This is a genomic window from Rhizosphaericola mali (assembly GCF_004337365.2).
Classification (GTDB): Bacteria; Bacteroidota; Bacteroidia; order Chitinophagales; family Chitinophagaceae; genus Rhizosphaericola; species Rhizosphaericola mali.
The window spans coordinates 91,526-117,743 of record NZ_CP044016.1 but is presented as its reverse complement, the minus strand read 5'-3'; the positions used below and the strand labels follow the sequence as shown (position 1 = coordinate 117,743).

Annotated in this window: 25 protein-coding genes and 2 tRNA genes; 16 read left to right on the top strand and 11 right to left on the bottom strand. The window is 34.1% G+C overall.

Annotated elements, in window-relative coordinates:
• Window positions 1–32: 32 nt before the first annotated feature.
• On the bottom strand, window positions 33–1,928 hold the full coding sequence (locus tag E0W69_RS00485) for an alpha-L-fucosidase (RefSeq protein ID WP_131328080.1): 1,896 nt from the start codon (window positions 1,926–1,928) through the stop codon (window positions 33–35).
• Between the two features lie 146 nt (window positions 1,929–2,074).
• Entirely contained in the window at window positions 2,075–2,608 is a 534-nt protein-coding gene (locus tag E0W69_RS00480; RefSeq protein ID WP_131328079.1) for a hypothetical protein, read from the bottom strand.
• A gap of 178 nt (window positions 2,609–2,786) precedes the next feature.
• Here E0W69_RS00480 and E0W69_RS00475 point away from each other — a divergent pair, with 178 nt between their 5' ends.
• On the top strand, window positions 2,787–3,035 hold the full coding sequence (locus E0W69_RS00475; RefSeq protein WP_131328078.1) for a hypothetical protein: 249 nt from the start codon (window positions 2,787–2,789) through the stop codon (window positions 3,033–3,035).
• Window positions 3,036–3,107: 72 nt separating this feature from the next.
• On the opposite strand, the gene E0W69_RS00470 is transcribed toward E0W69_RS00475, so the two are convergent.
• Window positions 3,108–3,725: a porin family protein gene (locus E0W69_RS00470; protein ID WP_131328077.1), complete on the bottom strand. Its 618-nt coding sequence runs from the start codon at window positions 3,723–3,725 to the stop codon at window positions 3,108–3,110.
• Between the two features lie 84 nt (window positions 3,726–3,809).
• A tRNA-Arg gene (locus E0W69_RS00465) sits at window positions 3,810–3,884 on the bottom strand.
• A 137-nt stretch (window positions 3,885–4,021) separates the two neighbouring features.
• Here E0W69_RS00465 and E0W69_RS00460 point away from each other — a divergent pair.
• From E0W69_RS00460 to metH, 6 genes are all read left to right on the top strand, one after another.
• Window positions 4,022–4,672, top strand: a complete 651-nt coding sequence (locus tag E0W69_RS00460) for a tetratricopeptide repeat protein (protein ID WP_131328076.1) — start codon at window positions 4,022–4,024, stop codon at window positions 4,670–4,672.
• A 40-nt stretch (window positions 4,673–4,712) separates the two neighbouring features.
• Complete coding sequence (locus tag E0W69_RS00455; protein WP_131328075.1) at window positions 4,713–6,077, top strand: RecB family exonuclease; 1,365 nt, start codon at window positions 4,713–4,715, stop codon at window positions 6,075–6,077.
• A 76-nt stretch (window positions 6,078–6,153) separates the two neighbouring features.
• Window positions 6,154–7,665: an Ig-like domain-containing protein gene (locus tag E0W69_RS00450; protein WP_131328074.1), complete on the top strand. Its 1,512-nt coding sequence runs from the start codon at window positions 6,154–6,156 to the stop codon at window positions 7,663–7,665.
• A 26-nt stretch (window positions 7,666–7,691) separates the two neighbouring features.
• Complete coding sequence (gene recR / locus E0W69_RS00445) at window positions 7,692–8,309, top strand: recombination mediator RecR (protein WP_225321349.1); 618 nt, start codon at window positions 7,692–7,694, stop codon at window positions 8,307–8,309.
• 742 nt (window positions 8,310–9,051) lie between these two features.
• A complete protein-coding gene (locus E0W69_RS20370) occupies window positions 9,052–10,074 on the top strand; it encodes a homocysteine S-methyltransferase family protein (RefSeq protein ID WP_191967921.1) in 1,023 nt (340 codons plus the stop codon).
• Window positions 10,075–10,115: 41 nt separating this feature from the next.
• Window positions 10,116–12,794 (top strand): methionine synthase, encoded by a 2,679-nt coding sequence (gene metH / locus E0W69_RS00440; RefSeq protein WP_191967920.1) that lies wholly within the window; start codon window positions 10,116–10,118, stop codon window positions 12,792–12,794.
• A 148-nt stretch (window positions 12,795–12,942) separates the two neighbouring features.
• On the opposite strand, the gene E0W69_RS00435 is transcribed toward metH, so the two are convergent.
• From E0W69_RS00435 to E0W69_RS00415, 5 genes are all read right to left on the bottom strand, one after another.
• Window positions 12,943–13,116 carry a DUF4295 family protein gene (locus E0W69_RS00435; protein WP_131328073.1) on the bottom strand — a complete coding sequence of 58 codons (174 nt, stop codon included), beginning with the start codon at window positions 13,114–13,116 and terminating at the stop codon, window positions 12,943–12,945.
• A 43-nt stretch (window positions 13,117–13,159) separates the two neighbouring features.
• Window positions 13,160–13,342, bottom strand: coding sequence for a 50S ribosomal protein L33 (rpmG, locus tag E0W69_RS00430; RefSeq protein WP_131328072.1), 183 nt, complete (start codon window positions 13,340–13,342; stop codon window positions 13,160–13,162).
• Window positions 13,343–13,370: 28 nt separating this feature from the next.
• Complete coding sequence (gene rpmB, locus E0W69_RS00425; protein WP_131328071.1) at window positions 13,371–13,607, bottom strand: 50S ribosomal protein L28; 237 nt, start codon at window positions 13,605–13,607, stop codon at window positions 13,371–13,373.
• A gap of 119 nt (window positions 13,608–13,726) precedes the next feature.
• Window positions 13,727–14,137 (bottom strand): DUF3276 family protein, encoded by a 411-nt coding sequence (locus tag E0W69_RS00420; protein ID WP_131328070.1) that lies wholly within the window; start codon window positions 14,135–14,137, stop codon window positions 13,727–13,729.
• 120 nt (window positions 14,138–14,257) lie between these two features.
• On the bottom strand, window positions 14,258–16,027 hold the full coding sequence (locus tag E0W69_RS00415) for an ABC transporter ATP-binding protein (RefSeq protein ID WP_225321348.1): 1,770 nt from the start codon (window positions 16,025–16,027) through the stop codon (window positions 14,258–14,260).
• A gap of 191 nt (window positions 16,028–16,218) precedes the next feature.
• Here E0W69_RS00415 and E0W69_RS00410 point away from each other — a divergent pair.
• The 5 genes from E0W69_RS00410 (at window position 16,219) to E0W69_RS00390 (ending at window position 19,415) form a co-directional block, all read left to right on the top strand.
• Window positions 16,219–16,303 (top strand) — tRNA-Ser (locus E0W69_RS00410).
• A 327-nt stretch (window positions 16,304–16,630) separates the two neighbouring features.
• Window positions 16,631–17,209, top strand: coding sequence for a TetR/AcrR family transcriptional regulator (locus E0W69_RS00405; protein ID WP_131328068.1), 579 nt, complete (start codon window positions 16,631–16,633; stop codon window positions 17,207–17,209).
• Window positions 17,210–17,255: 46 nt separating this feature from the next.
• Entirely contained in the window at window positions 17,256–18,089 is an 834-nt protein-coding gene (locus E0W69_RS00400; protein ID WP_131328067.1) for an SDR family NAD(P)-dependent oxidoreductase, read from the top strand.
• Between the two features lie 8 nt (window positions 18,090–18,097).
• Window positions 18,098–18,406, top strand: coding sequence for an EthD family reductase (locus E0W69_RS00395; protein ID WP_131328066.1), 309 nt, complete (start codon window positions 18,098–18,100; stop codon window positions 18,404–18,406).
• Window positions 18,407–18,668: 262 nt separating this feature from the next.
• Window positions 18,669–19,415 carry an SDR family NAD(P)-dependent oxidoreductase gene (locus tag E0W69_RS00390; RefSeq protein ID WP_131328065.1) on the top strand — a complete coding sequence of 249 codons (747 nt, stop codon included), beginning with the start codon at window positions 18,669–18,671 and terminating at the stop codon, window positions 19,413–19,415.
• 220 nt (window positions 19,416–19,635) lie between these two features.
• On the opposite strand, the gene E0W69_RS00385 is transcribed toward E0W69_RS00390, so the two are convergent.
• Window positions 19,636–19,884 carry a T9SS type A sorting domain-containing protein gene (locus E0W69_RS00385; RefSeq protein ID WP_131328064.1) on the bottom strand — a complete coding sequence of 83 codons (249 nt, stop codon included), beginning with the start codon at window positions 19,882–19,884 and terminating at the stop codon, window positions 19,636–19,638.
• Window positions 19,885–20,853: 969 nt separating this feature from the next.
• Between E0W69_RS00385 and E0W69_RS00380 the strand changes: the two genes are divergently transcribed.
• The 4 genes from E0W69_RS00380 (at window position 20,854) to E0W69_RS20660 (ending at window position 24,551) form a co-directional block, all read left to right on the top strand.
• Entirely contained in the window at window positions 20,854–21,204 is a 351-nt protein-coding gene (locus E0W69_RS00380) for a hypothetical protein (protein ID WP_131328063.1), read from the top strand.
• Between the two features lie 112 nt (window positions 21,205–21,316).
• A complete protein-coding gene (locus tag E0W69_RS00375; protein WP_131328062.1) occupies window positions 21,317–23,713 on the top strand; it encodes an outer membrane beta-barrel family protein in 2,397 nt (798 codons plus the stop codon).
• 37 nt (window positions 23,714–23,750) lie between these two features.
• A complete protein-coding gene (locus E0W69_RS00370; protein WP_131328061.1) occupies window positions 23,751–24,311 on the top strand; it encodes a UbiX family flavin prenyltransferase in 561 nt (186 codons plus the stop codon).
• 105 nt (window positions 24,312–24,416) lie between these two features.
• Window positions 24,417–24,551 (top strand): hypothetical protein, encoded by a 135-nt coding sequence (locus E0W69_RS20660; RefSeq protein ID WP_255478213.1) that lies wholly within the window; start codon window positions 24,417–24,419, stop codon window positions 24,549–24,551.
• A gap of 99 nt (window positions 24,552–24,650) precedes the next feature.
• Here the strand turns inward: E0W69_RS20660 and E0W69_RS00365 are convergent, their stop codons facing one another.
• Window positions 24,651–26,213 carry a peptidoglycan DD-metalloendopeptidase family protein gene (locus E0W69_RS00365; protein WP_131328060.1) on the bottom strand — a complete coding sequence of 521 codons (1,563 nt, stop codon included), beginning with the start codon at window positions 26,211–26,213 and terminating at the stop codon, window positions 24,651–24,653.
• Between the last annotated feature and the right edge of the window lie 5 nt (window positions 26,214–26,218).

The window sequence follows — 26,218 nt, the reverse complement described above, 5'->3', positions numbered from 1 at the left end:
GATAGCCTTTTTTAATATAGGATCAACTTCATCTATTTAAATAATTTCCACTCGGAAGAAGTATAATTACTACTACCTTCTAAAATAGGTCTTAATTGAATATAAGTTCCTTTATATACTGAACTTAATTGAATTCTCTGAGAAATTGGATTTGCTTCTATATTCGCAAATTCACCAGATTGTAATTTGTCCCAATGAATATTATCTAGACTCGTCCATATCTCATACTTCTTCAACAAACCTTCTTTTTTTCCATCTTGCCTTGGCAAATATTCAATACCAGAAATAGGCACTTTTAATTTCCATATAATACTTTGAGTAGAAGGTACATCTGCGAAAGTGTTTGAATTTCCATCTAGCGCATTTTTCCAAATATTAGCATCCAGAACTGTGTAGTCGGTGGTATTAAGATAAATAGTAGTATTGGAGGTAGTCTTTTTAAATGCAATTTGGGATTCTTTAAAAAGTCCAAAATCACTCAACGTAGGAGCAACGGGTGCATACAAATGAATTTTTAAACGCTCTGTCGATATTGGACGATCCAATTTGAGTAACAAATTAGCGCCAACACTCTCCCCTTTAATCAAAAATTTCCATTGCCCATTTTCCCAATATTCAATACGCACACTATCCAACCGTTGCCCCAATTTGATATTTTCGCGTAGTCGGATAATATCAAAGGGAGTAGTATCATTCAAATGGACTTCTAAAGTTGGATCGTGTACCTCATCGTCTGTAGCATAATAGGAATATCTATCCGCATCCAAAATCTTCTCAGGAGAAAATTGTTCCGACTTTCCACGAACGTTCGAGGCTTCAATAATTGCCCATTTTGCAATATTGTGGGCAAATGTTTGCTTTATTTTCTGTCCAAAAGCTTGTAAAGTCTTCACATCTTCCTCATTTAATTGCCCACTTGGCATAGGTGACAATCCTAAGTCTAGACACGCACTACGACCCACAGATTTGATATACAAGTCAAATAGCTCATCTGGAGTTTTAGTTTTACCATCATCTTTTTTATGATAAAACCAACCTGGTCTAAGAGGGACATCACATTCTGCAGGAATCCACTGATTTCCATTTCTTACACCTGAGGGATTATTATCCGTATTAGATTCTCCAGGAGCGGGCTTTTTTCCATTCAAACCTTGCAAGGTAATTGTTTCCCAAGATGGAACTGATGCCATGCCATCCTCATTCCCTACCCATCTAACATCCCAACCAATATCCGAAAAAATTACAGCATTAGGTTGTAACTTTCTAACAATTGGCCAAGTCTTCGTATCCCAATCGTAATAAGAAGTACGATCCACTAATCTTTTTTCATTTTTCCCTCCATAATAGCCATCTCCACCATTTGCACCATCATGCCAAGAAATAAAAAGAGGACCATAATGCGTCATTAATTCTGTCAACTCTTGCCGATAAACGTCGGTGTATGCGCTTGTTCCATAACGCGTATCGTGGCGATCCCAAGCTGATAAATAGGCTCCAAACTTTAAATGATTTAGTTTTGCAGCCTTCATAAATGCGCCAACAACATCACCTCTTCCATTTTCCCATTTAGAATGAGATACATTGTAATCTGTCGCCTTCGTAGGCCAAAGACAAAATCCATCATGATGTTTTGCAACAATAATTAATCCTTTAATACCCGCAGCCGCAGCAGCTGTTGCTATTTGATTTGGATTAAAATCTGTCGGATAAAACAAATTGGGATCGGCATCACCATATCCCCATTCTTTATCTTGAAAGGTTGTGGGCGTAAAATGTATCAAACAATACATCTCCATCTCTTGCCAACGCAACTGGCGTGTTGAGGGCAATACTCCATAAGGCTGGGGCGCATTTTGGGCAAAAGTAAATAAAGGAAAAGCACAAGTGCTAAGTAAAATATTTCGTATAATTTTTGCGTTTCTGTACATATTTTCAATTTTCTTTTAGTCAAATCGCATTGCGAATTTGCTTAAAAATATTTAGATATGTAATGAAAATAGCTTTTTTCGAAACAATCTACCAATTTCAGCACTTCATTTTATAATTGAAAAGTCCAGCGAAAAATATTGCAAATTTAAAAACCTTCTTTAGTTTCAATAATTTGAATCTCTCCACTAGCCGTATTTCCACTGAATTGTACAAATATATTTCTATCTGCTTGCTTTATGATATATACGTTGACAGGATTATTCCAATAGTCAATACTACCTTCTGCTCCTGCATAATCCATTTTTTCTTTTACTAAATCTAGTTGAGATCTCGCAATTTTTCCCTTATAAACGGGAACCCCGCCTTTAGATACAATCCAAGAAGAAATCTTTTTATTAAATGAAAATAAACTCCAATTTTCTCCATTCGCTTGTACAAATGAACGCCAAACTTGTCCTGTAAATTCCTTGAATTTGCCATTTATAGGAATAAATAAATGATCATCCGCATTTTGATAAGGTATATTCATTGCTTTCAGAGAGATAGGAAATTCAAAAAATGGGAATTCCCCTAATTGTTTATTTGACACTGGGATTGTACGGTAATCTACAGATTGCGATTGGGCGGAAACTTGACTTAAAGCAAGGAAGGAAAATAATGCAATAACAAGCTTTTTCATAAGATGATTTTATTTGGTTCAAGCCAAATTACAGTAATTATTAAAACTTATCAAGTTTAAATAATTATGAACTTTGTATAACTACCGAACAATTCTTAGCAATAAACGTTTATACAAATTTAGTTTTCAACTGCCTTCACGTACTGGAATTAGTTTTTATTAACGTAAATCATTATTCATGGAAAAAGAAACACAAAACGGACATCATCTGGAGACAATTCTAAACAATGCATTACCCACTTCGTTTAAGGAATTAGGAGTAAATCTTTCCTTATTGGGTAGCGAATTTGTCAATCTGATTATTAAATTCCCAATCGAAACATCTATTGAACAGATGAAATCGATTAGTCATTCCATCATTTCCTTTTTTGAATCCTCAGAGTTAAAAGGAAGTTTTAGTACCTATAAATACGTAAATCAAGCGTAAATTTTTGGAGTAAAAAAGCTCGATATCTAGAGACATCGAGCTTTTTTTGTATTAGATTTTTTTCGCCTAAAATTAGAATCTTAGACCTACGGTAAATGTAAATCCTTTGTGTTTACCATTTGAATCATCCGAAGTATAATCACTTTTTAATATTTTGGTAAATCCCGTTGAATATCTTGCGTTAATAGTAAATGCATTGACTTTATTTATAGGAAAATAATATTCCAAACCATAAACGCCTGCAAAGTCAACTTTATTCATAATATCTCTAGCACTATAACTACCATATCCAGAAGCATCAATTTTAGAGTCCGTTAAATACCCCAATTGAGGACCAGCATAAATACTGAAATTAGTTTCAGGTAAATTATACTTCACCAAAACAGGTAGATTCAAATAATTCATTTTGTATTTCACATCATAAGAAGAGCCCCCATTGGAAATATCTGTTGCTTTTGTCCCTTGCATTTGATAATTTAACTCAGGTTGAATATATACCTGTTTCGAAATTGGAAGAGAAACATAAACTCCACCTGAAAAACCTGTAATGCTTTTTCCCCCATCGTTATTTGTCACATTAAATAAACTCATACCAGCGTTAAAACCATAAGAAACGCCACCATGTTGAGATTGTGCAGAAGCGCCTAATAAACCGCCTGCAAATAGAAATGCTAAAATTGCTTTTTTCATTTTGATTAATAGTAAAAGGTTGTATTTAAAAAAAGTTAGTATTATATAACTAGCAATTAAACAATGGCCTATATTATAAATAAGTGGTGGTCTTGCCAAGAATCGAACTTGGATCTAAAGTTTAGGAAACTTCTATTCTATCCATTGAACTACAAGACCGATGGGCGACAAAAATAAGGTTAAATCTGAAATTTGCTATTTTAAAATGGATAAAAATATATCCTAATCGAATTTCCTTATGCTATATTTCCAAATACACGATTACTTATGCTATATTTGCCCACCAATTTTTAAGTATGAAATTTTACAATCTAATTATAAAATACCGTTTTTGGTTGAGTATTTTAGCAATCGTTCTAGCTATTGTTGTCAATATTTATGCAGGTTTCTGGCCTTCATTTTTGTTGTATTTCTTGGGTGTAATTGGTTTATTTTCCCAATTTTTCATTGGACCAATGCGTTTGATACAAGAACCAATGGAAAGTGGCAATATCGAAGAAGTTAAAAAAATCATGGACAGCATTTGGTTTCCCAACCTTTTATACAAACCTATTCGTTCCACTTATTACACATTGCAAGGAAATCTAGCGATGGCCAATCAGGATTTTGAAACAGCAGAAAAGCATTTGAAAAAAAGTTCTCAATTAGGATCTGCAATGCCAGAAGCAGAAGGTGCCAATAAATTACAATTGGGAATGATGGCAATGCAAAAAGGAGATATGAAAGGGGCTGAATCTAACCTTAGAGCTGCTATCAGAGCCGGTATACCAGACAAAGAAAGTGAAGCAATTGCCTATTTGGGTATGTGTCAGATTTTTATGAACAAAAGAGAATTCCGTGCAGCAAAAGATTTCTTTAGAAAATGTAAAGCATGCAAACCGACGTCCAAAGAAGTGGTTAGCCAAATTAAAGAAATTGAAAAATATATTTCTAGAATGCCAGGTTAGTCTCCTAAAATTCTACATTTAAAAAAGCGTATTTCCTCTCATGGAAATACGCTTTTTTTGTAACATTGCCATTATGAATGATGCGGCTTGGTTTTACGATGACCTATATATTTTACTACAATTTTTGCATATGGAAATGGTGATTGAGCAAGGTGGAGAAGCTTGGTATTTTCAACTTTTACACAATCATATTTTTCAAATTCCCGCGAATGAAATCGCCCAAAATTGTATCCTTTGGAATCAACAAAAGCAGCGAAAAAATAGCATTTCCTCTTTTAGAAAATTTATGGAAACGCAAGTTGCTAATGTAAAAATTGATCTTTTTTCAGCATTAGAAACTACTCCACTTCATGAGGCGGTGAAATTTATCACTCGCATTTTTTCATTTGCAAAAGCCGATAATTGGGAAAAAATTAGTTTGGAAATTTCCAATTTGAAATTTGTAAAAAAACATATTTCTATAGAAATACTTGCCAATTATTTACCCAAAAACAGTAAAGAACTCTTACCTATAATTGAAAAATTAGCCATTGAGCGTAGGCAAACAAAAGTAGTAATAACGGATTTTATTTTTCCATTTTCCAAAGAATTGATTCAACCCATTGTTAACAAATTTGTATTAAGTGCGTCGTCTTTGAATACTTATTTGGAATGCCCAATCGAATCCTATTTTATCCAATTTATCAAAATACCGCAACCTCAAAATAGTGCAGCAACCTATGGATCTGCAATTCATTTTGCATTAGAAAAATATTTTGCAGCAATGAAAAATGATCGCGCAAATGAATTTCCTCCATTTGATCTTATATGGGAGCAATTTGAGCGGTATATGCAAGAGAACAAAGCTTCTTTTTTGCCAGATACTTTTGATAATTATTTAGATAAAGGGGAAAATGCACTTTTACTTTTTGTAAAGGAAAATATAGAGACTTGGAATAAAATTGTCTTGTTAGAATCTTTTTTCAAATCTTTTAATTCCGATAATATTCCTATGAAAGGTTTTGTAGATAAAATAGAATTTTCGGGTAGAAATATTACAATTGTCGATTATAAATCTGGCAGATTTAGCAAAGGAATAGAACGCTTGATCACACCTAACTCGGACAATCCAAAAGGTGGAGCCTATTGGCGACAAGCAGTTTTTTACAAAATGCTATTGGATCAATCTCCCAAAAATTGGGAAGTAAAAAAAGTAGAATTTGACTTTTTGGAACCCAATCCATCCTCTGGGAATTTAGAAAAAATCACTTTTACAATTTCCGAAAGAGAGGAGCAAATAGTTCAAAATCAAATTTTCAAAACTTGGAATAATATTCATAAATTGAATTTTGAAAAAGGTTGTCAGCAACCCGATTGTATTTATTGTAATTTAGCACGCAAAATCTCTTACCAAAATGTGCTTTAATCTTAAGATATCGCATCATTTATAGAAGATTTAGCAATCTAAATAATAAGTTTGCAATTTGGAATAATTCAGATACATGTCAGCACTATCATATTCAAGATTTTTAAAGTTAGTAATACCAGTTATTATATTTTGTAGTTTGGTCGCATGGAGCATTTCCTTAACTGGTTGTGCCGTAATCGTACCCCCAAGCGGAGGTCCTAAAGACTCTCTGCCTCCAGTTCTATTAAGTGCAGTACCCAACGACTCTACAACCAATTTTACAAGCAAGCAAATCATTTTGACATTTGATGAGTTTATTGCATTAGATAATGTGCAAGAGCAATTAATTGTATCGCCCTACCAAAAAAAGGTTCCAAAGGTGACGAGCAAATTAAAAACAATAACTATCGACCTAAAAGACACATTAAAACCAAATACAACTTATTCATTTGATTTTGGAAGAAGTATTAAGGACGTGAATGAAGGAAATCCATTTAGAAATTATATATATGCATTTTCCACAGGTGATAAGTTGGATAAAGGGGAGATAAATGGAAGAGTCACCATGGCGGAAACGGGCAATGTAGATACAACTTTAATTCTTGTTTTGCATACCAAAAATTTGAATGATACGGCAATCCAAACATTACCTCCTGACTATTATACGAGGGTCGATTCTGCTGGCAAATTCAAATTCAAATTTTTACCTATTGGGACTTACAATATTTATGCATTACCAAATGATTATTCCAAAGAGTATAGAGACAGTACCCAGATCTTTGCCTTTTATAATGAGCCTCTAACACTTACGGATTCGACGGATGTTAATAATGTGCAATTATATGCCTATCAGGAATTTAAAGAAGAAAAAGGAGGTAATGGAAATGGCGGAATGAATGGTGGAGGAGATGGTAATACGCCTCCTCCAAACGAAGAAGAACATTCAAAAAAGGATAAAAAGAAAAAAGAAAAGAAAGAACAGTTGACCGTCAATTTATCCTTGAAAGATAGCAAACAAGATTTACTAAATCCACTCTATTTCACATTTAGTCAACCACTCAAAGAGTTGGATACCACCAAAATAGTATTTTTAGATACGAATTTTGTTCGCATACCAGATATGCATTTACTGCCTTTAAAATCCGATACAACCAATTCTAAATTTGTAGTAAATTTTCCGTGGAAAGAAAATGAATATTTCAAAATAATTTTGGATAGCACTGCTGCTATTGACAGCGCAGACGGTTGGTTAGCGAAAAACGATACCATTTCTTTTCACACACAAGAAGAAGCGGATTATGCAAGCATTTTGATTTCATTTCCAGATATTGACATGTCTAGACACCCAGTTTTGGATTTATTACAAAATAATAAAATCGTCGATTCCTTGTTGATTGAAAACAAAAGAGTTGTGAGAAAATTATATCCTCCAGGAGAATATGGAATGCGTATATTATATGATACAAATCAAAATATGCATTGGGATCCTGGTAATTACAAAGACAAAAAACAACCTGAATTAGTAGAAAAAATCAAAAGTAAATTTAGATTTAAAGCCAATTGGGATAATGAACAAGAAATCTTCTTAAAAAGCGCTAGCAAATAAAAATTAAAAAATAAGGATTTAAATACATGATGCAATTATCTTCTTCTCTATTGGAAAATGCGGTAAATGAATTTGCCAAGCTGCCCGGCATTGGTAAAAAATCTGCATTGCGCCTGGTCTTACATTTATTGAAAGAAGAAGAATCTGACGTAAAAAAATTCAGTGATGCTATCGCTAAAATGCGCTCGGAGATTAAATATTGTAAAAAATGTTTCAATATCAGTGATGCGGACTTATGTGATATTTGTGCCAATATTTCACGCAAACAAAAACAAATTTGCGTCGTTGAAAATATCAGAGATGTTATCGCTATTGAAAATACCCAACAATTTAATGGAGTATATCATGTTTTGGGTGGCATTATTTCCCCTTTGGATGGCGTTGGACCCGAACAATTACACATCGATGAGTTAGTCCAACGTGTAAAAAATGACGAGGTGGAAGAATTGATATTTGCATTAAATCCAAATATTCAAGGAGACACAACTATTTTTTATATCCAACGCAAGTTGCAAGATCTTCCTTGTAAAATAACCACTATTGCCCGTGGCATTGCCTTTGGAGGCGAGTTGGAATATGCAGATGAAATGACTTTAGGGCGCAGTCTTACGAATCGACTTCCCGTAGAGAATTATGTAAAATAATCTTCAAATCTATTTGAGATTTTTCTTGCGCAAGCATTAGTAAAGCGTTGCTTGTGTGAATCTACTAAATGTTATATCCGCTTCTACGCATTCTTTCGCAGAGGACTTTACAATTGTAATAATATTAATGTTACTTTTCCCTTGAATGGAAAAGTAACCAAAAGATCAAGTCGTCTGAAGGCAATCCTTCGGAACATTTGAAAATAGATCGTGTACATTTTCTGCGGACAATTTATATTTAAAATCTGTTGTGATACACGCAGAAAACACAGCTTCACCATTTTCTATACTTTGCTGTCAGACGACAAGTTCATGAAACTTTTAACTTATTTTCTATATAAGTAATTGAAGATCATTTATTGCTTATAAAGCCAGAATAATTATTTTCTAAGCGGAATCGACAGTCGGCAATACAGTAAAAGTAAAAATGAAGCGGAATGGCGTTTTATACGTCATCAAATTTCTAGAGGAATACATAATATAAAACAGTGCCTGAAGCGTACATTTTTACGGTGCGATAGCATTTGCCTTATTGCAGACTTGATTTTTTGATTCTTTTTTATCAAGAAAAAAGAATGTAGAGATTGATTTTCCCGATTCATTTACTACCTAAAAATATTGTAACTTTGCAACTCGCAGGCGGATTTGTTTATTGTTCGGCCTGAATTAAATAATTGAACTAATAAACGCCCGGATATTTACTTCAAAATTCCGCCCGTTTTAGTTCCAATCTATTGATATTATGAAGACATTAGAAGCGTGTTTGAAAGAACGCATTTTAATCATCGATGGGGCGATGGGAACCATGATACAACGCCACAAGCCCACCGAAGAAGTGTATAGAGGAGAGCGATTTAAAGATTGGCACACACCCGTAAAGGGCAATTCAGATTTACTAAGTCTTTCTCAACCGGAAATGATCCAAAATATTCATTTAGAATATTTGGAAGCTGGAGCAGATATATTGGAAACCAATACGTTCAGTGGAACTTCTATTGCGCAAGCTGATTACGATATGCAATCATTGGTATATGAGATCAATTACGAATCTGCAAGAAATGCCAAAAAAGCAATTGAAATTTTTAGAAAAAAGCATCCCGAAAATACGACCGAAAAATTTGTAGCTGGGGCTATCGGACCAACAAATAAAACGCTTTCTCTATCTCCAGATGTAAATGATCCTGGATATCGTGCGGTAACTTTTGATGAAGTTGCGGATGCTTATTATGAGCAAGTCAAAGGATTGGTGGATGGAGGTGCTGATGTATTATTAATGGAAACCATTTTTGATACTTTGAATTGTAAAGCGGCCATTTTTGCCATAAAAAAATATTTCAGAGATACCAATCAACCAGAATTACCAATAATGATCAGTGGTACTATCACTGATGCAAGTGGACGTACTTTGAGTGGTCAGACATTAGAGGCATTTTATATTTCTGTAAAACATGCTAATCCTATAAGTATAGGTCTGAATTGTGCACTTGGTGCCGCAGAAATGCGTCCGCATATACAAGAATTAAGTCAAATTGCACAATGTTATGTTTCCGCATATCCCAATGCTGGTTTACCCAACGCGATGGGAGAATATGATGAAACGCCCCATGAAACAGCGCATTTCATTGAAAATTGGGCGGAAGAAGGTTTTGTAAATATTGTTGGTGGTTGTTGTGGCACGACGCCGGACCATATCCGACATATTGCAGAAGCGGTTAAAACATTTAAACCTAGAGTAAAACCTGAGCTAGCAACTGAGTTAGCCTAATTTTCTGTTATTGATAGAATTTTCCGAAAGGAAATTGGAATATGAACATAATACGACCTTATTTAAGACTGAGTGGTTTAGAACCCTTAGTACTCCGTCCGGGATTAAATTTTGTAAATATTGGAGAACGAACAAACGTAACTGGTTCGAAAAAATTTGCACGGCTTATTCGTGAGGAAAACTATGATGAAGCATTAAGTGTTGCGCGCCAGCAAGTAGAAAGTGGTGCACAAGTCATTGATGTCAACATGGACGATTCGCTTTTAGATGGTAAACATGCTATGGTAACTTATCTCAATTTGTTACAAGCAGAACCAGATATTGCGAAAATCCCAGTAATGATTGACTCTTCCAAATTTGACATTATTGAGGCTGGATTGAAATGTGTTCAAGGTCGATGCATTGTCAATTCCATTTCCATGAAAGAAGGTGTGGAAAAATTTGTCGATCATGCTCGTGTGTGTCAATCTTTTGGTGCCGCCATCGTAGTAATGGCATTTGACGAAGAAGGGCAAGCTGATACTATCGAAAGAAGAGTGGAAGTTTGCGAACGTGCTTATCATATTTTGGTCGATGAAGTTGGTTATCATCCAGAAGATATCATATTTGACTTAAATGTATTTGCTGTAGCAACGGGTATGACCGAGCACAACAATTATGGTGTAGATTTCATCGAAGCAACGAAATTAATTAAGGAAAAATTTCCATTGGTTCATATAAGTGGAGGTATTAGTAATTTATCTTTTTCGTTTAGGGGAAATGAAACCGTGCGTGAAGCAATGCACAGCGTGTTTCTATATTATGCGGTACAAGTCGGCATGGATATGGGGATCGTTAATGCGGGTCAATTAATGGTTTATGATCAAATCGAACCCAAATTGCGCCAACTGTGCGAAGATGTTATTTTGAATAGAAATAATGAAAATAGTGAAGCTACCGACAAATTAATTTCTTTCGCAGAAACTGTAAAATCAAAAGGCAAAGAAATCAAAAAAGACGATGCTTGGCGACAATTAAATGTAGCGGAACGTCTTTCGCATGCGTTGGTTAATGGAATTACAGATTATATTGATGAGGATACGGAAGAAGCCAGACAACAATACAATCGCCCACTCGAAGTTATCGAAGGACCGCTAATGGCAGGAATGAATGTGGTTGGTGATCTTTTCGGTGCGGGTAAAATGTTTCTACCACAAGTAGTGAAAAGTGCACGTGTAATGAAAAAAAGCGTCGCTTACTTAACTCCATTTATCGAAGAAGAAAAAAGAAATAACCCAAATCTTGGCGTAAGTTCCGTTCCTAAAATATTGATGGCGACTGTCAAAGGTGACGTACATGATATTGGGAAAAATATCGTTGGCGTTGTTTTAGGTTGCAATGGTTACGATATTATTGATTTGGGGGTAATGGTGCCGACAGAAAAGATTTTGGATACTGCAGTAAAGGAAAACGTCGATATCATTGGCTTGAGTGGCTTGATTACACCCTCTTTGGATGAAATGGTCAATGTGGCTCATGAGATGCAAATCCGTCATTTGGATATTCCATTATTGATTGGAGGTGCAACCACATCAAGAATGCACACTGCGGTAAAAATAGCTCCGCAATATCAAGAAGGAGTAGTTCATGTTTTGGATGCATCCCGAAGTGTTGGCGTTGTAGGAAAGTTGCTCAATAAAACCCAAAAAATTGATTTTCTTTCAGATATAAAAGAAGAATATACCAAGCTCAAAACCAATTTTGAGAATAAAAAACCTGTAAAAAATTATCTTTCTTACACAGATGCAACAAAAAAACCTGCAAAAATTGATTGGGATAATTTCGAAACAAAAAAACCTCAATTTACAGGAACTAAAGTTTGGCATTCCTACGATTTAGCTGAAGTGCGTAAGTATATTGACTGGAAGCCTTTTTTCATTTCATGGGAATTGCATGGTAATTTCCCTGATATTCTCACAGATGAAATTGTAGGTAAAGAAGCGCAAAAAGTGTATGATGATGCCAATGCGATGTTGGATCAATTAATCGCAGAAAATTGGGTGCATTCAGAAGCGGTGATTGGTTTTTGGCCAGCGCAACGCATACAACCAGATACCGTACTTGTAACTACAGAAAACAAGGAATACAATTTGGAATTTATGCGTCAGCAAATTAAAAAAGCGGAAGGACAACCTAATCTTTCACTTGCTGACTTTATTTGTCCAACCCTTCAAGAGGATTTTATTGGAGCATTTGCCGTGACGATTAAAGGCATTGAAACCAAATTAGAAGAATTTACGAAGCAAAATGATGATTATAACAAAATCATGCTTCAAGCATTGTGCGACCGTCTAGCGGAAGCATTTACAGAGCTTTTACATGAAAAAGTACGTAAAGAATATTGGGGATATATTTCGGACGAACAATTAAGCAATGAGGAATTAATTAAGGAAAAATATCAAGGAATACGTCCTGCACCTGGTTATCCCGCGTGCCCTGATCATACGGAGAAATATAAGTTATTTGAAATGCTACAAGTGCAGGAAAATATCGGAATACAACTTACAGAATCTTTAGCAATGTATCCTGCAGCAAGTATTTGTGGTTGGTATTTCAGCCATCCGCAGAGTCAATATTTCGGTGTTGGAAAAATCATGGAAGATCAAGTTAAAGATTATCAATCTCGAAAAAATTGGGATGATGAGACAACTCTAAAATGGTTACGACCCGTAATTGAATAGTACAAACATTAAAAAAGCAAATATCATTAGATATTTGCTTTTTTAATGTATTTATTCCCAAAAAGTAGATTATACCAAAAAGCCCTTCTCTATTAAGAGAAAGGCTAAAAATTCTTTCATGGTAAAGAGATTCAAGAGGATCCAAATACTATTTGGAAGCCAAGAAATCTTTTACGTTATCTTTGTACACTATAGTTTCTTTGAAAGTATAGGCACCAGTTTTTGGACTACGAACTGCTTTAATTACTTTAGTCCAGTTTTTTGCTTCAGCTGCTGCTTTAGCATCTTTAGTTTTTGAGTTTTTTGAAGCTGCTTTTGCCATAATATTTTGATTTAGTTGTTTCCATTAGGAAACAATAGTTGGACTATTTAATTTCTTTGTGAACAGTAACTTTCTTCAGAATTGGATTGAATTTTTTCAATTCCATACGTTCTGGAGTGTTTTTTTTGTTCTTAGTAGTAATATATCGGCTTGTACCAGGTTGTCCACTAGCCTTATGTTCTGTACATTCCAATATTACTTGTACTCTATTACCTTTCTTTGCCATTATATAATCTATTTACGATTGTTAATGATTAGATTTTAGTTCCTTTTGCTCTTAATTCTTTAACTACTGTTGCTAACCCTTTTTTATTGATAGTTCTGATAGCATCAGCAGAAACTTTAAGGGAAATCCAACGATCTTCTTCAGCAAAAAAGAAACGTTTTGTTTGTAAATTAGGTAAAAATCTACGATTAGTTTTCACATTGGAGTGAGATACATAATGACCTTTCAATGGTTTTTTACCTGTTACCTGACATACTCTAGCCATGATTCTAAATTTTTCGGACGGCGAAGGTCTGAAACTTTAACGAACTTTCAAAAAATAATCGAATATTTTTTTCTAAGTTCTACTATTTTAATAAATAATTTTTTCTAACTAATTGAATACTACCACTTATCTACAGGCTCAGCCGCAAGATTTCCTAAGCCGGAATTATCCTTCGCTATAGCTTCAGTCGTATTTGATTCTTGACTTTCCGCTACCGCATAACCTTCTTCCTCTTCGTTGTATTCATGATTGAACGCATCAAAATCGAAATCTGGCATCAAATCCGTTTTTACAAAATCCACTGCTTCGGTAATTCCTGCAATAAATTTGTTGAAATCTTCTTTGTACACAAAAATTTTGTGCCTATCGTAACCCTCTTCATTAAATTTCTTACGACTTTCGGTAATTGTAAGATAATAATCGTTGGCACGTGTAGGTTTCACATCAAAGAAATAAGTTCTTCTTTTTCCGGCTCTAATTCTTTTGCTGTAAACACTGTCTTGTTTCTTTTCATTATTCTCGTACGCCACAATAAATCAATTTTATTTATTAGAACTATTAAAAATGAGGACAAATATAATATTGTTTTTAAATTGACCTAATGAATGTGCGAAAAACATAAGGGAATTGATCTTTTTTACTAAAATTTTCTATTTTTTTTGCTCAAGTATTTGTTTTTGATAGAGATAAGTGTAATAACCTTGTTGATTTAATAAATCATTATGCGTACCATGCTCCACAATTTTACCTGCATCAATCACTATAATCTGGTCAAAATCGATCGTTGTAAAAATGCGGTGCGTAATAATAATTGCCGTTTTATTGTGCAAATAGGTTTTCATTCCTTCCAATATCTCATGTTCCGTTTTATTGTCTACAGCACTTAGACAATCATCGAACAAAACGACATGTGGCTGCTTGATAAAAGCTCTTGCGATGGAAATACGCTGTTTCTGCCCACCACTCAATGTTACGCCTCGCTCACCAGTCAAGGTATCGTACCCTTTTTCTAATTCCAAAATTTCATTATCGATACTCGCTCTCTTGGCCGCCAATCGCACGGTTTCAATATCCGCAGGGGCGCGCAATCCAAAATTGATATTATTAAAGATAGTATCACTAAATAAGAATACATCTTGCGGCACATAACTCATCTGCTCACGCAAACTATTCAATTCTAATTTGCGAATATCGACACCATCCATCTCTATCGAGCCCTCATCAGGATCGAAAAAGCGCATAAGCAATTGCGTCATAGAAGTCTTACCACTTCCTGTCTTCCCGATAACGAGCACTTTCTCCCCTTTTTTAATATCCAATGACAAATTAGAAATTGCCTTTATTCCTGTATGAGGATAGGTAAATGATACATTTTTTATCCGAATATCTCCTTGCAAATCTGCCTTTGCGCTACCAGACTCACTTTTTATCGTCGGTTCAATTTTTAAAAATTCATTCAGACGCTTTTGTGATGCTGCTGCACGCTGCATCATGCTAGCCACCCAACCAATCGAACTTACTGGAAACGTCAACATATTGATGTAAATGACAAACTCTACAATTAATGCAACTTTGGAACCATCATCAATCGCCATTTTACTTCCCATATAAATTGTCGTCAACGTACTCAGACCGATCATCAATGTCATACTAGGAAAATAAATCGCATCCGTCTGTGCTAAGCTGATCGCATTTTTTCGATATTGTTCACCTTTATCTCTGAAAAAATGAAGCATCGCAGACTCTTGTACAAATGATTTTATTACTCGAATACCCGAATACGACTCTTGGGCATTGGTCGTAAGATCCGAAAGCAAAGCTTGCACGCGCTCGCTTTTTTTATTAATAATCGAATTGACTATATAAATCGTCACCCCTAAAATAGGCAGCGGAAGCAAAACCATCAAAGTTAAATGCACATCTTTTTTTAGCATATTATATACACTAAATCCGACCAAAGCAACAATATTGGTAAGATACATAATTGCCGGACCCGTATAGGATCGCACACGACTCACATCTTCTGCCATACGATTCATCAGATCTCCCGTTGTATGTGACTTATAAAACTCTGCATCCAATTTTTGGTATTGATCATATACTTCATTCTTCTGATCATATTCGATATGGCGACTCATGACAATCAAGGTTTGGCGCATACAAAACATTAACACTCCACGAATTAAAGACGCCACAATAATTGCCAAACACGAATAGGTGATAACTTTACCTATAGATAATGCCTCCATCCAATTGATAAATCGCTTCACGAAATAATCACTCGAAATTTTATCTAGATGAATTGATTTCTTATTGGCATTGGGTAAAATTGATTGAATTTTTAATCCTATATATCCGGTGATCTCAGGGACAATTATGGCAAAATAATTAGAAGAAATCACAAACAATATCCCTAACAAAAATCGGTATCTATATTTCCAGAAGTATTTATTTAATACGCTTAACTCTCTCAAACCTTGCTTATTTTGGGGCGAATTTACGAGTTTTTAAAAAGTTGTTGATAGATTAAAAACATAGCAATTTTATACTTTTATTAATTTTTTTGGCAAATTATTTGGCTGTTAAAATTTTAGACCTTTATTTTGCGCCCGGAGAGCTGGCAGAGTGGTCGATTGCGACGGTCTTGAAAACCGTTGACTGTAACAGGTCCGGGGGTTCGAATCCCTCGCTCTCCGCACAAAAACTTACTTCTTAAAAATTCCGATATTTTTTCTTATCTATAATAAACTTTAAATTATCTATTAGGTAATTTTTTTTTTGCATAACATTATTTTCTATCACTTTTCGAATTTAATATATACGTAAGAAAGAAATAATGCAAATATCAAATAATACTACTGCGACAATCACCTTTCTTAATAGTAATAAATTTCCTCTGTTAAGATTTGGATTCCTATAAAAGTAAAATTTACGTGTAACTGTTAGGCAAGTCGGCCTACATTTTGTCAAAAGAAGTATAATTTAATTTGGAACGATGGGTTTAATATACATACCTTTGCTATATGCCCAGGACAAAAGAATTTGATTATCAGGAAAAGTTAAAAGTTGCTAGAAATCTTTTTTGGCAAAAAGGTTATCAAGCAACAACTATGAATGATTTGGTAGACACGCTAAATATCAATCGCAGTAGTCTGTACGAAAGCTTTGGTAATAAACATGCTCTATTTATAGATTGTCTTACGAATTATATTCAAGAAAAAAAAATCACTTATCAGCAATCCGCGGCGAAGGGAAAATCTCCTTTGGATGCGGCCATAAGGATCATCAAAGATATTGTAAAAACGATACTGATTGATACGAAAACTTGTTTGGCGATAAACTCAACTTTTGAATTAGCCAGAATCGATGCAGAAGTGGCGAAAATGTTAAAAGATCAAGCCCTTCAGTCTGTTGATTTATTTGAAAAATTATTCACAGAAGCAAAGAACAAAGGGGAAATCCCTCAAGATAAAGATCCTAAACTATTAGCCTTTTTTGTTGTGAGCAATTTCGCGTCTCTTTGGAATGCAGACTTACTTTTTAGTGATAAAAAAATATTATACCAATTAACCGATTTTTTAATACAAACTATTCGTTCTTAATTTTTTTGTCCTATTCTGGAACGATAGGTTTAATTTAATAATAATTATGCATAGAATTCATAAAACAGGGATCATTACTGGTGGGTCTAAAGGTTTAGGTTATAGTTTGGCTAAAGTTGCTTTGGAACACGGCGACGATGTTATTATTACAACTAGAAATAAAGCAAAATTTCCAGCGGAGCTAGCAGATCATCCACAGGTACATATATATGAATTGGATTTAACATCTAGTCATGCAATAGAAGATTTTGCAAAAGCAATACTTTCTAAATTCCCCCATATAGATTATTTGGTCAACAATGCCGGATATGGATTTATAGGAGCCATCGAAGAGAGTTCCGACGTTGAAATACAACAAATATTAAATATCAATTTACTAGCAGGTATTCGAATGATTCAAGCTTTTCTACCGCAATTAAGAAAGCAAAAACAGGGGCATATTATCAACATATCTTCTATGGCAGGCTTGAAAGGCTCTGCCGGATGGGGCGTGTACAACCTTAGTAAATTTGCCGTTGAGGGTTATACGGAAGCATTATATGAAGAGATGCAACCTTTGGGCATACAAGTTTCCCTAGTGGAGCCCGGTGCATTTCGCACGAATTTTTTAGATACATCTCTTCAATCTTCTAAAAAGATAATGCCCGAATATCAAGATACTGTTGGCCAACGCAGAATTAGACTACAAAATAATAATGGTCACCAACCCAATGCTCCAGAGAAAGCGGCTATATCTATTTATAGTTTATTACAAGCCAACGCTGCTCCTCTCCGACTATTGCTTGGTAAAGACGCATTGAGTTTAGCAACGAATAAAATCAATTCTTTGCAACATGATTTTGAACTAACTAAAAAAGATACTTTGAACACAAATATATAATTAAAAAAATGCACAACGAATTATTTACAGTTTACGTAACTTATCAAGAAACAGAAAATAGTCATTTCGATCGAGACTATTACACAACTACACATGTCCCTCTGGTTATTCACACTTGGCAGCCCTATGGGCTCATACATGCTGCGGCTTTCTATCCTAAAAAAAACACGTCAGGAACTATCGTGATTTGTGAATGTGTTTTCAAAAATAAAGAAGCATTTGAAAAAGCATTTGCTGCTCCTGAAACAGATATCGTCATGAATGATGTAAAACAATTTACTAACCTAACTCCACGACGCTTATTTATTCATGCATAAAATATTAGCAATGAATTTCTCACAACACATTATAAATTTATGTATCTGAACTAGTTAATTTTTTGCAACAATCAAAAGCAAATACTTCTCCTATTGATTTAGCAAAATTTGGCATTTTAGGTAATGGGCATGATTTGATTTACGAAAAAAATTCAGAACAAATTCTTCAATTAGTTATTCAATGTATCCAAAATCTACAATAAATACCAACCCGTTTTTTACTTTATAAGTCAAGAGGATACAGAACTACAAAACAATAAAAATGAACAACAATTCAAAAATTAAAAATTGCTTTATAACTGGTGGTACCAGAGGAATCGGAAAAACATTAGTGGAACGATTTGCCAATGACAACTATAGGGTATTTTTTACCTATGCCAATTCAACAGTAAAAGCAACAGCACTAGAACAACAAATTCAGGAGCAAGGCCTAATTGCGAAAGGATTTCAAGTGGATAGTCGTAAGCCAGAAATGTTAAGTCAACTCATCCATTCGATTATCACAGAATTTGGTCCAATAGATTTATTAATTAATAATGCTGGCATCTGTGAAGATGTTCTAGATGTAAGAACTCTTAATATGTCTGATTTTGATAGAAATGTAGATATAAATCTGAAAGCCGTATTTGTCACCGTTCAAGCGGCCATTATGGAAATGCCGGATAGAGGTAGGATTATCAATATCGGTAGTAATCTCGGAGACATTGCAAGAAATGGAACAATGGTATTGTATTCCATGACGAAATCCGCATTACAAGGTTACACTAGAGCGATGGCACATGCGTTGGGTAAAAGACGCATCACCGTTAATCTTATACAACCTGGGCCTATAAAAACAGATATGAATCCTGACGATAACGAAAAAGCAGATTATTTGAGAAGTTTTATGGCCTTACCAGAATATGGAAAAACAGAAGACATTGCAAGTCTTGCGGCGTATTTGGCAAGCGACGCGGGTAACTATATCACAGGTTCTATTATTACCATAGATGGAGGAATGAACGCATAGTGTTACATGGAGAAAAAATAAACGATTGGCATACATTGGCTGTCTTGGCGTAATTGGTATTATCAGTACTGAGTTTGGTGTACCTCTATGCGAATTTGAGTTACAAAAAAAGCCCTCTTTTTTCATGCATTTAGGATAAAATTGACAATGACATTGAAATTCTCTTCAGAAATTTCAATGTCATTGTTTGTCTAATTAATCCTCTGATTATTATAAAAAATTATTTTTTTATTGCCTTCGATTGAAACATGGTTTGTTTACTTTTTACATCAACAATCTTAATCGCATATACACCAGAGATTAAATTATTTATGTTATCAATTGTTATGCTATTATTTCCAGTATATAAACTTATATTTTTTTGATAAACAACACTTCCATTCAAACTATACATTAAAACTGATGCAGTTGTATTAAAATTCGCCGCAAATTCAATATGTATTTGATCTACAAAAGGATTTGGATACATTCTAGCATTAAAATTTAAAGAACTATTATAATTTAAACTTATAACACTTGATTTTTGCGTATTCCTTGTACATAGTCAGCAGAATTTATTCCAATTTACATAATATGTTTGAGCTTATTTTGCATGATTAAATCTCAATTATTATGGAAACACATAAACAGACTCCGTAAAACTTCTTCAAAGAACTTTACGTAAGACTGGTCGCGTATCTTGTTAAGAATAGAAATTATCCCTCGTCAAGGAAGTCACACGTACAAAAACTCAGTCAAAAAATTTTGTATTAAGTTCGGAATTGTGGAATCCTTGTTCTATTTGTAGAACAAGGATTTTTTCGAAACTGGTAAGCAATGCTTTTCAGACAATGAAAAACCTTAAGCGACAATAGATGAATTTAGCCAATGACACAATGAAAATACTAAGTTAAAAGTGGCATTATCTAACCTCTCGCTCCTTGCAATACCCTAAAATTTGTAGTATTTTAGTTAAATCATCAAGTATATCCGCTTAAGTAGCTTTAATTTTTTGTGTAAAAAATTAAAGCTACTTAAGCTAAATTCAATAAAAGTAGAAATATTCCATTTTCTATCTAATAATTATAATTTTTTCTAAACATTATGAAAACATTAATATTAGATTGGGATTACTTTGTGTGACTCATACAATTACCTTTGCGTAATATCAGAGAAAAATGACACTTCTAATTTTAATTTTTGTACTACTTTCAAGCTTGAAAGTAGCGAATATCGTATCTGTAAGGACGATTAATGTTGGCTATTTTCTCAACTCCTATTTTAAAATATACAAATTAAAATATCACACAGATGATAAGGTAAAAATTCAATCCTTTCGGAGAAAAAGTAATTGGATAAATATCCTTATTTATATAGATATTTTAACCCTTCTTTTACTTTTATACTTAAAAATGAAATAATAGGTGTTACCTTTGTATACTCCATTAAATGTATTTACATGAGTAAAAGTACAACACTTAAAAATTTGAAAGATTTATCCCCTGAATTATATAGGGATGTGAGAACTGCATATGAAAAGATGCAACTAACACATAAAGATTCTGGTATCAACCTAGAAGATTGCATTCGTGATGTATTAGAACGTCAATACCATATACGCATAAATATTCTAGATACTTTGAAAAAAAATCTAAAATATACCATTAATTTCAAAAAAGAAGTCGAAAAAAGCGACAATGAATTCAAAAGCTATACAAAAGCATTAGAGTCTGCCCTATCTGCAGCACTGGACAGATTATTGATAGAACACAAAATTTCACACAAACCATTAAAAGAGTGCTTCTTATAATTTACTATAGAAAAGAGTGACTTCTGCCAATTATCCCTCATTTTCGTCCATTTATCGAAATTTCTTTCTAAACAATTTATCATGTTACACATTTGTATCATAATAAATTGATATGACGAAAAAATTAGCTACCCTTTGTTTATTTTTACTAAGTTTTATCTTAGGAAAATCCCAAGTACAAATTAACGGAACGATTACAGACTCAAAAGCCAATGCGATTGCTTACGCGACTATAGAATTCATACATAATAACGAAAGTACAGTTAAGATAACGGATTCCATTGGCGTATTTCAAATTACTCTAAAAGATACTGGTTTATATACTATAAAAATGACGGCCTTCAATTATAATGATAGTTCATTTCAATATGAGATTACAACAAGTACAAGCAAATTAAATTTATCACTACAAGAGAATAGTAGCAATTTAGATGGAGTTGTAGTTTCATCAACCAAAAAGAAACCACTAATACAGAGAAAACTCGATCGCGTAGTGATGAACGTAGAAGACAATCCCGTTGCCGCAGGAAGATCTTCACTACAATTATTCAGCATGGCACCAGGTGTTTTTGTCAATAATGGAAGTATTAGTATCAATGGAGTTGGAGGAACGAAAGTTATGATTAATGGAAAATTATTAAAACTATCAGGAGATGAACTGAAACAATATTTACAAACATTGAAAGCAAGTGACATTCAATCTATAGAAGTCATTGCACATCCTCCTGCTGAGTATGACGCGGAAGGTGCAGGAGGATTGATCAATATCATCTTAAAGAAAAGTGCAAAACAAGGTTGGAATGGCTATATTGGAAATGATTATAGTATCGGCTTGGGAAAATTTCCAACCTATAACCCTTATGCATCTATCAACTATAAACATGATAAACTAGAATTATTTGCCAAATATTCCTATAACTGGAGCAAATCATTTCAAGATATTACACAAAACAGAACGTTGGGGAATGATGGTATTTATCAATCAACGACAAACTCAATTTCTTATGGAAAAAATAACCGAGTTACATTAGGTGCTAACTATGATATATCTCAAAATCAAAGCATATCACTCGAATACATTGGAAGTTTTAATAAAAATACAGATTCTTTAAATAGTAATACTACGATTACTTACCCTTCAAATACTAGTTTAAATTCGAATGCTATTGGTAAATATCCAAGCACGGCAAACACAAATTATTCAGATTATAGTTTGAGTTATAAATTGAAGACAGACTCACTAGGATCTTCTTTATCTTTAGTTTCAGACTATATTTATAATAATCGCAATGCCAACAATGCAAATAATGCAAATACATATTCCTATGATAATACTCTTATAAGTGATACGAATTTCATATTTCACAATCCAAGTAATTCTAAAATATGGACCGCCGATTTACAATATAACCAAAAGTTTAAATCAGGAATGCAACTATCATTCGGAGGAAAATCAACCATTACTCGAATTAATAATGGCAATGCATATAGTATAGAAAATAATCAAATATGGGCAACTGCACCAGATTTAGGTTTTAATTATCATTATTCAGAAAATATATTTGCAGGATTCTTCAATCTAACTGGAAACATATGGAAGACGGATTATAAAATTGGTCTAAGAGCAGAGAATAGCGATATTGATGGGCAATTATACGGAACAACTCAAAGTGATACCAATCATTATACCTATTTCAATATATTTCCAGATATCTTTTTGCAGCACAATTTGGATTCTGTTGGAAACCATGCGCTTAGTTTATCTGTCAACAGACGCCTATCTAGACCTGGATACTCGGATTTAAATCCATTCAAATATTATATTGATAATTATAGTGTCAATCAAGGAAATCCTTATTTACGCCCAATGTATACCAATTCTATTGAAGTTGGTTACACCTACAAAGGACAATACTACACTTCATTTGGATATAGTAGATCCACAAATGTTATCAATCAAGTTATCGAAACCAACGATGAAAATGCAAACATGATTATCATGCGTCAAAATGCTGGAATAAATAATGCGTTATCTATGACGTTTAGTATTCCTGTTAAATTCACTAAATGGTGGGAATCTTCCAATAATTTGGTATTACAATATGCAAGTATAAAAGCATCACAATACTACATTTCCAAAACGACATTTCAGTTACAAACAATGCAGTCTTTTACAATCCCCAAACTATTCAATATGACGATTAATGGATTTTATGTGCCTCGTTTCCTCACCGGCAATATTGTAACTGGAAGAATTATGAGTATTGACTGGGGCATTTCTAAGAATTTCTTTAAAAATAAATTGACAGCCAAGGCTAATATCAGCGACATATTTTATACAAATAATTTCAAGGCTCAAAATTATTACAACAACACACAAATACATTTAAGTCAAAAAGAGCAAAGTAGAATTGCTACCCTTTCACTTATCTATAATTTCAGTATAGGAAAAGCTTTTAGAGCAAAACAAATTAAAAATAGCAATTCCGAAGAAAGCAAAAGATTGTAATACGTAAGATTACATTTAAATTTGCCTTATTTGATATATGAAAAAAGAGCGAATCATCATCGGAATCAGTGGAGCAACAGGAATTCAATACGGAATTAAAGCATTGCAATTGCTTAAAAGTACAGAATTGGAAACGCATCTAGTTATTAGTAAATCTGCCGAACTTGTTCGCAACTATGAAACGGATTTTACAAGGGAGGAGATTCTCTCTTTGGCTGACAACGTGTATACGCCGCAAGATATCGGAGCGAGTATTGCCAGCGGTTCATTTAAAACGAAAGGAATGTTGATTGCCCCTTGTTCCGTGAAAACCATGTCAGAAATCGCGACTGGAGTAACAAGTTCACTAGTATCGAGAGCGGCGGATGTTATCTTAAAAGAACGGAGGCGTTTAGTGCTTATGTTTAGAGAAACGCCTTTACATCTTGGCCACATCCAAACAATGGAAAAAGTTACGCAAATGGGAGCTATTGTCATGCCTCCCGTTCCGGCTTTTTATTCTCAACCCAAAACAGTGGATGATATTGTCACCTTTTCTGTAGCACGAGCCTTAGATCTTTTTGATCTCGATATAGACATTCCAAGATGGGAAAAATAAATTCACCGAAACAAATCGCTCATTCACTTAAAAGCTATTCAATTAACTATACTTGGCATTTAGATTGAATTTAAGTTGGTATTAGTTAATTAAAAAGTATCAACTATGAAAAAGAATTTATTACTATTCATTTTAGTTATCGCAACAATTATGGTTTCTTTCAGCGCTTGTGTAGTAGAACGTGGTGGCGGTCCTCATGGATACCATGGACATCATAACGGACATTACAACCGCTATTAAAAAATTCGCGACCAATGATCTACTTATGATAGTTCTAAGTACATAACTATAAAGGCTTACATTATTGTAAGCCTTTATTTATATATTATAATAAAATTATTATCGTCTTCTTAACCAAGATTCTGGATTCAAATTCGCACCATTTTCATTTGCAATTAAGAATGAAATCATACCACCATCACCTTCTAGAGATGGACCGGCAGAACCTATTAAAGTATTAGCCATAACCGAACTTCCATTTTTCAATACTGGATTTCTTACATTACTATAGATCGTAAAATACTTACCATGACGAATAAATATGGTGTACTCTCCAGTTCCTTCGTCATCAACAATTCTCGAAACTACACCGTTAGCAACAGAACGAACCGGGCTTCCTACTGGTGCAGAGATATCAATACCTGGATTATCTTCTTGTATTTTGGTACCAGGTATAGAATGTTTACCATAAGAACTGATAACTACACCACCTGATGGCCATGGCAAACGTCCTTTATTTTTTTCAAAATCAATAGACTCAGTTAAACCTTTATCCGAATTTTCGAGTACACTATATGACCTAGAAGATCTTAACTTCTCCACATTTGTTTGACTGGCTTCCTTAGCTTTTTCCTCATCCTCTTTAGCTTTCGCTAGTCGATCAGCAGCGTCTTGTGCTTCTTTGGCACGAGCGGCTTCTTGTTCTTTAACCAATTTTTCTCTGGCAATACGTGCATTTTCCTCCTCTTGAGCGGTTTTGGCAGCAGCCCTTTGTGCATCCGCCGCAGCTAATGCTTCTTGGCGCTCTTTTGCTTTTTGTCTTTCGATGGCTTCTTGACGTGCCTTTTCTTCGGCTTGTCTTCTCGCTAATTCTTTCAGACGCGCTTCTTCCGCCGCTTTTTGTCTTGCCAGTTCCGCTTGACGTTCTTTTTCCTTTCTCTTCGCTTCTGCTTTTGCAGCAGCAATTTCTTCCGCAATAATTCTATTCAGATTGGATTGAAGCCTTCTTCTTACCTTATTTTTTTCCTCAATTTCTCCTGCAACTTCCCCTTCACGAGATTTTAATTCCTCCATGGATTTATCTTTCTCTTGCTGATCTGTTTGCAAACTAGTCAATTCTGTATTTTGACTTACAAGTGCAGTTCCTTTTTCCTTTTTATTACCATTCAACTCATCAATTTTCGCACGCAAAGTCGCTTGGAGATTCTTGATATTTGCAACTTGTGATTCTCTATATTGACGATAACTTCTTAAGTAAGTAATACGCTTTATTGCATCATTGAAAGAAGCGGCAGAAAAAATGAAATTTACATAATTGTAATTACTTCTATTTTTATAGGCAAATGCAAGATTTGCGGCATATTTTCTTTTTAGCGTATCTAATTGTTTGCTATAGGTATTGATTGTTGCCTCATTTTGCTGAATAGACGTATTCAAAACAACAATTTCTTTTTGGATATTCTCTACAAGTGCTTGTCGCGTTTGGATCTTTTTCTGAACAAGATACAATTCACTTAAAGATTTCTTCCTCGAACTGCGAATTTCTGTTAAGGTTTGGTTTAAATCTGCCAAATCCTTTTTAAGTTGTGCTTGCTCGCGTTGTATATCTGCTTTTGTCTGTTGACTATATCCCGAAAATTGGCATAATACGGTGATAGTCAATACAAACAACAATTTCTTCATCAATA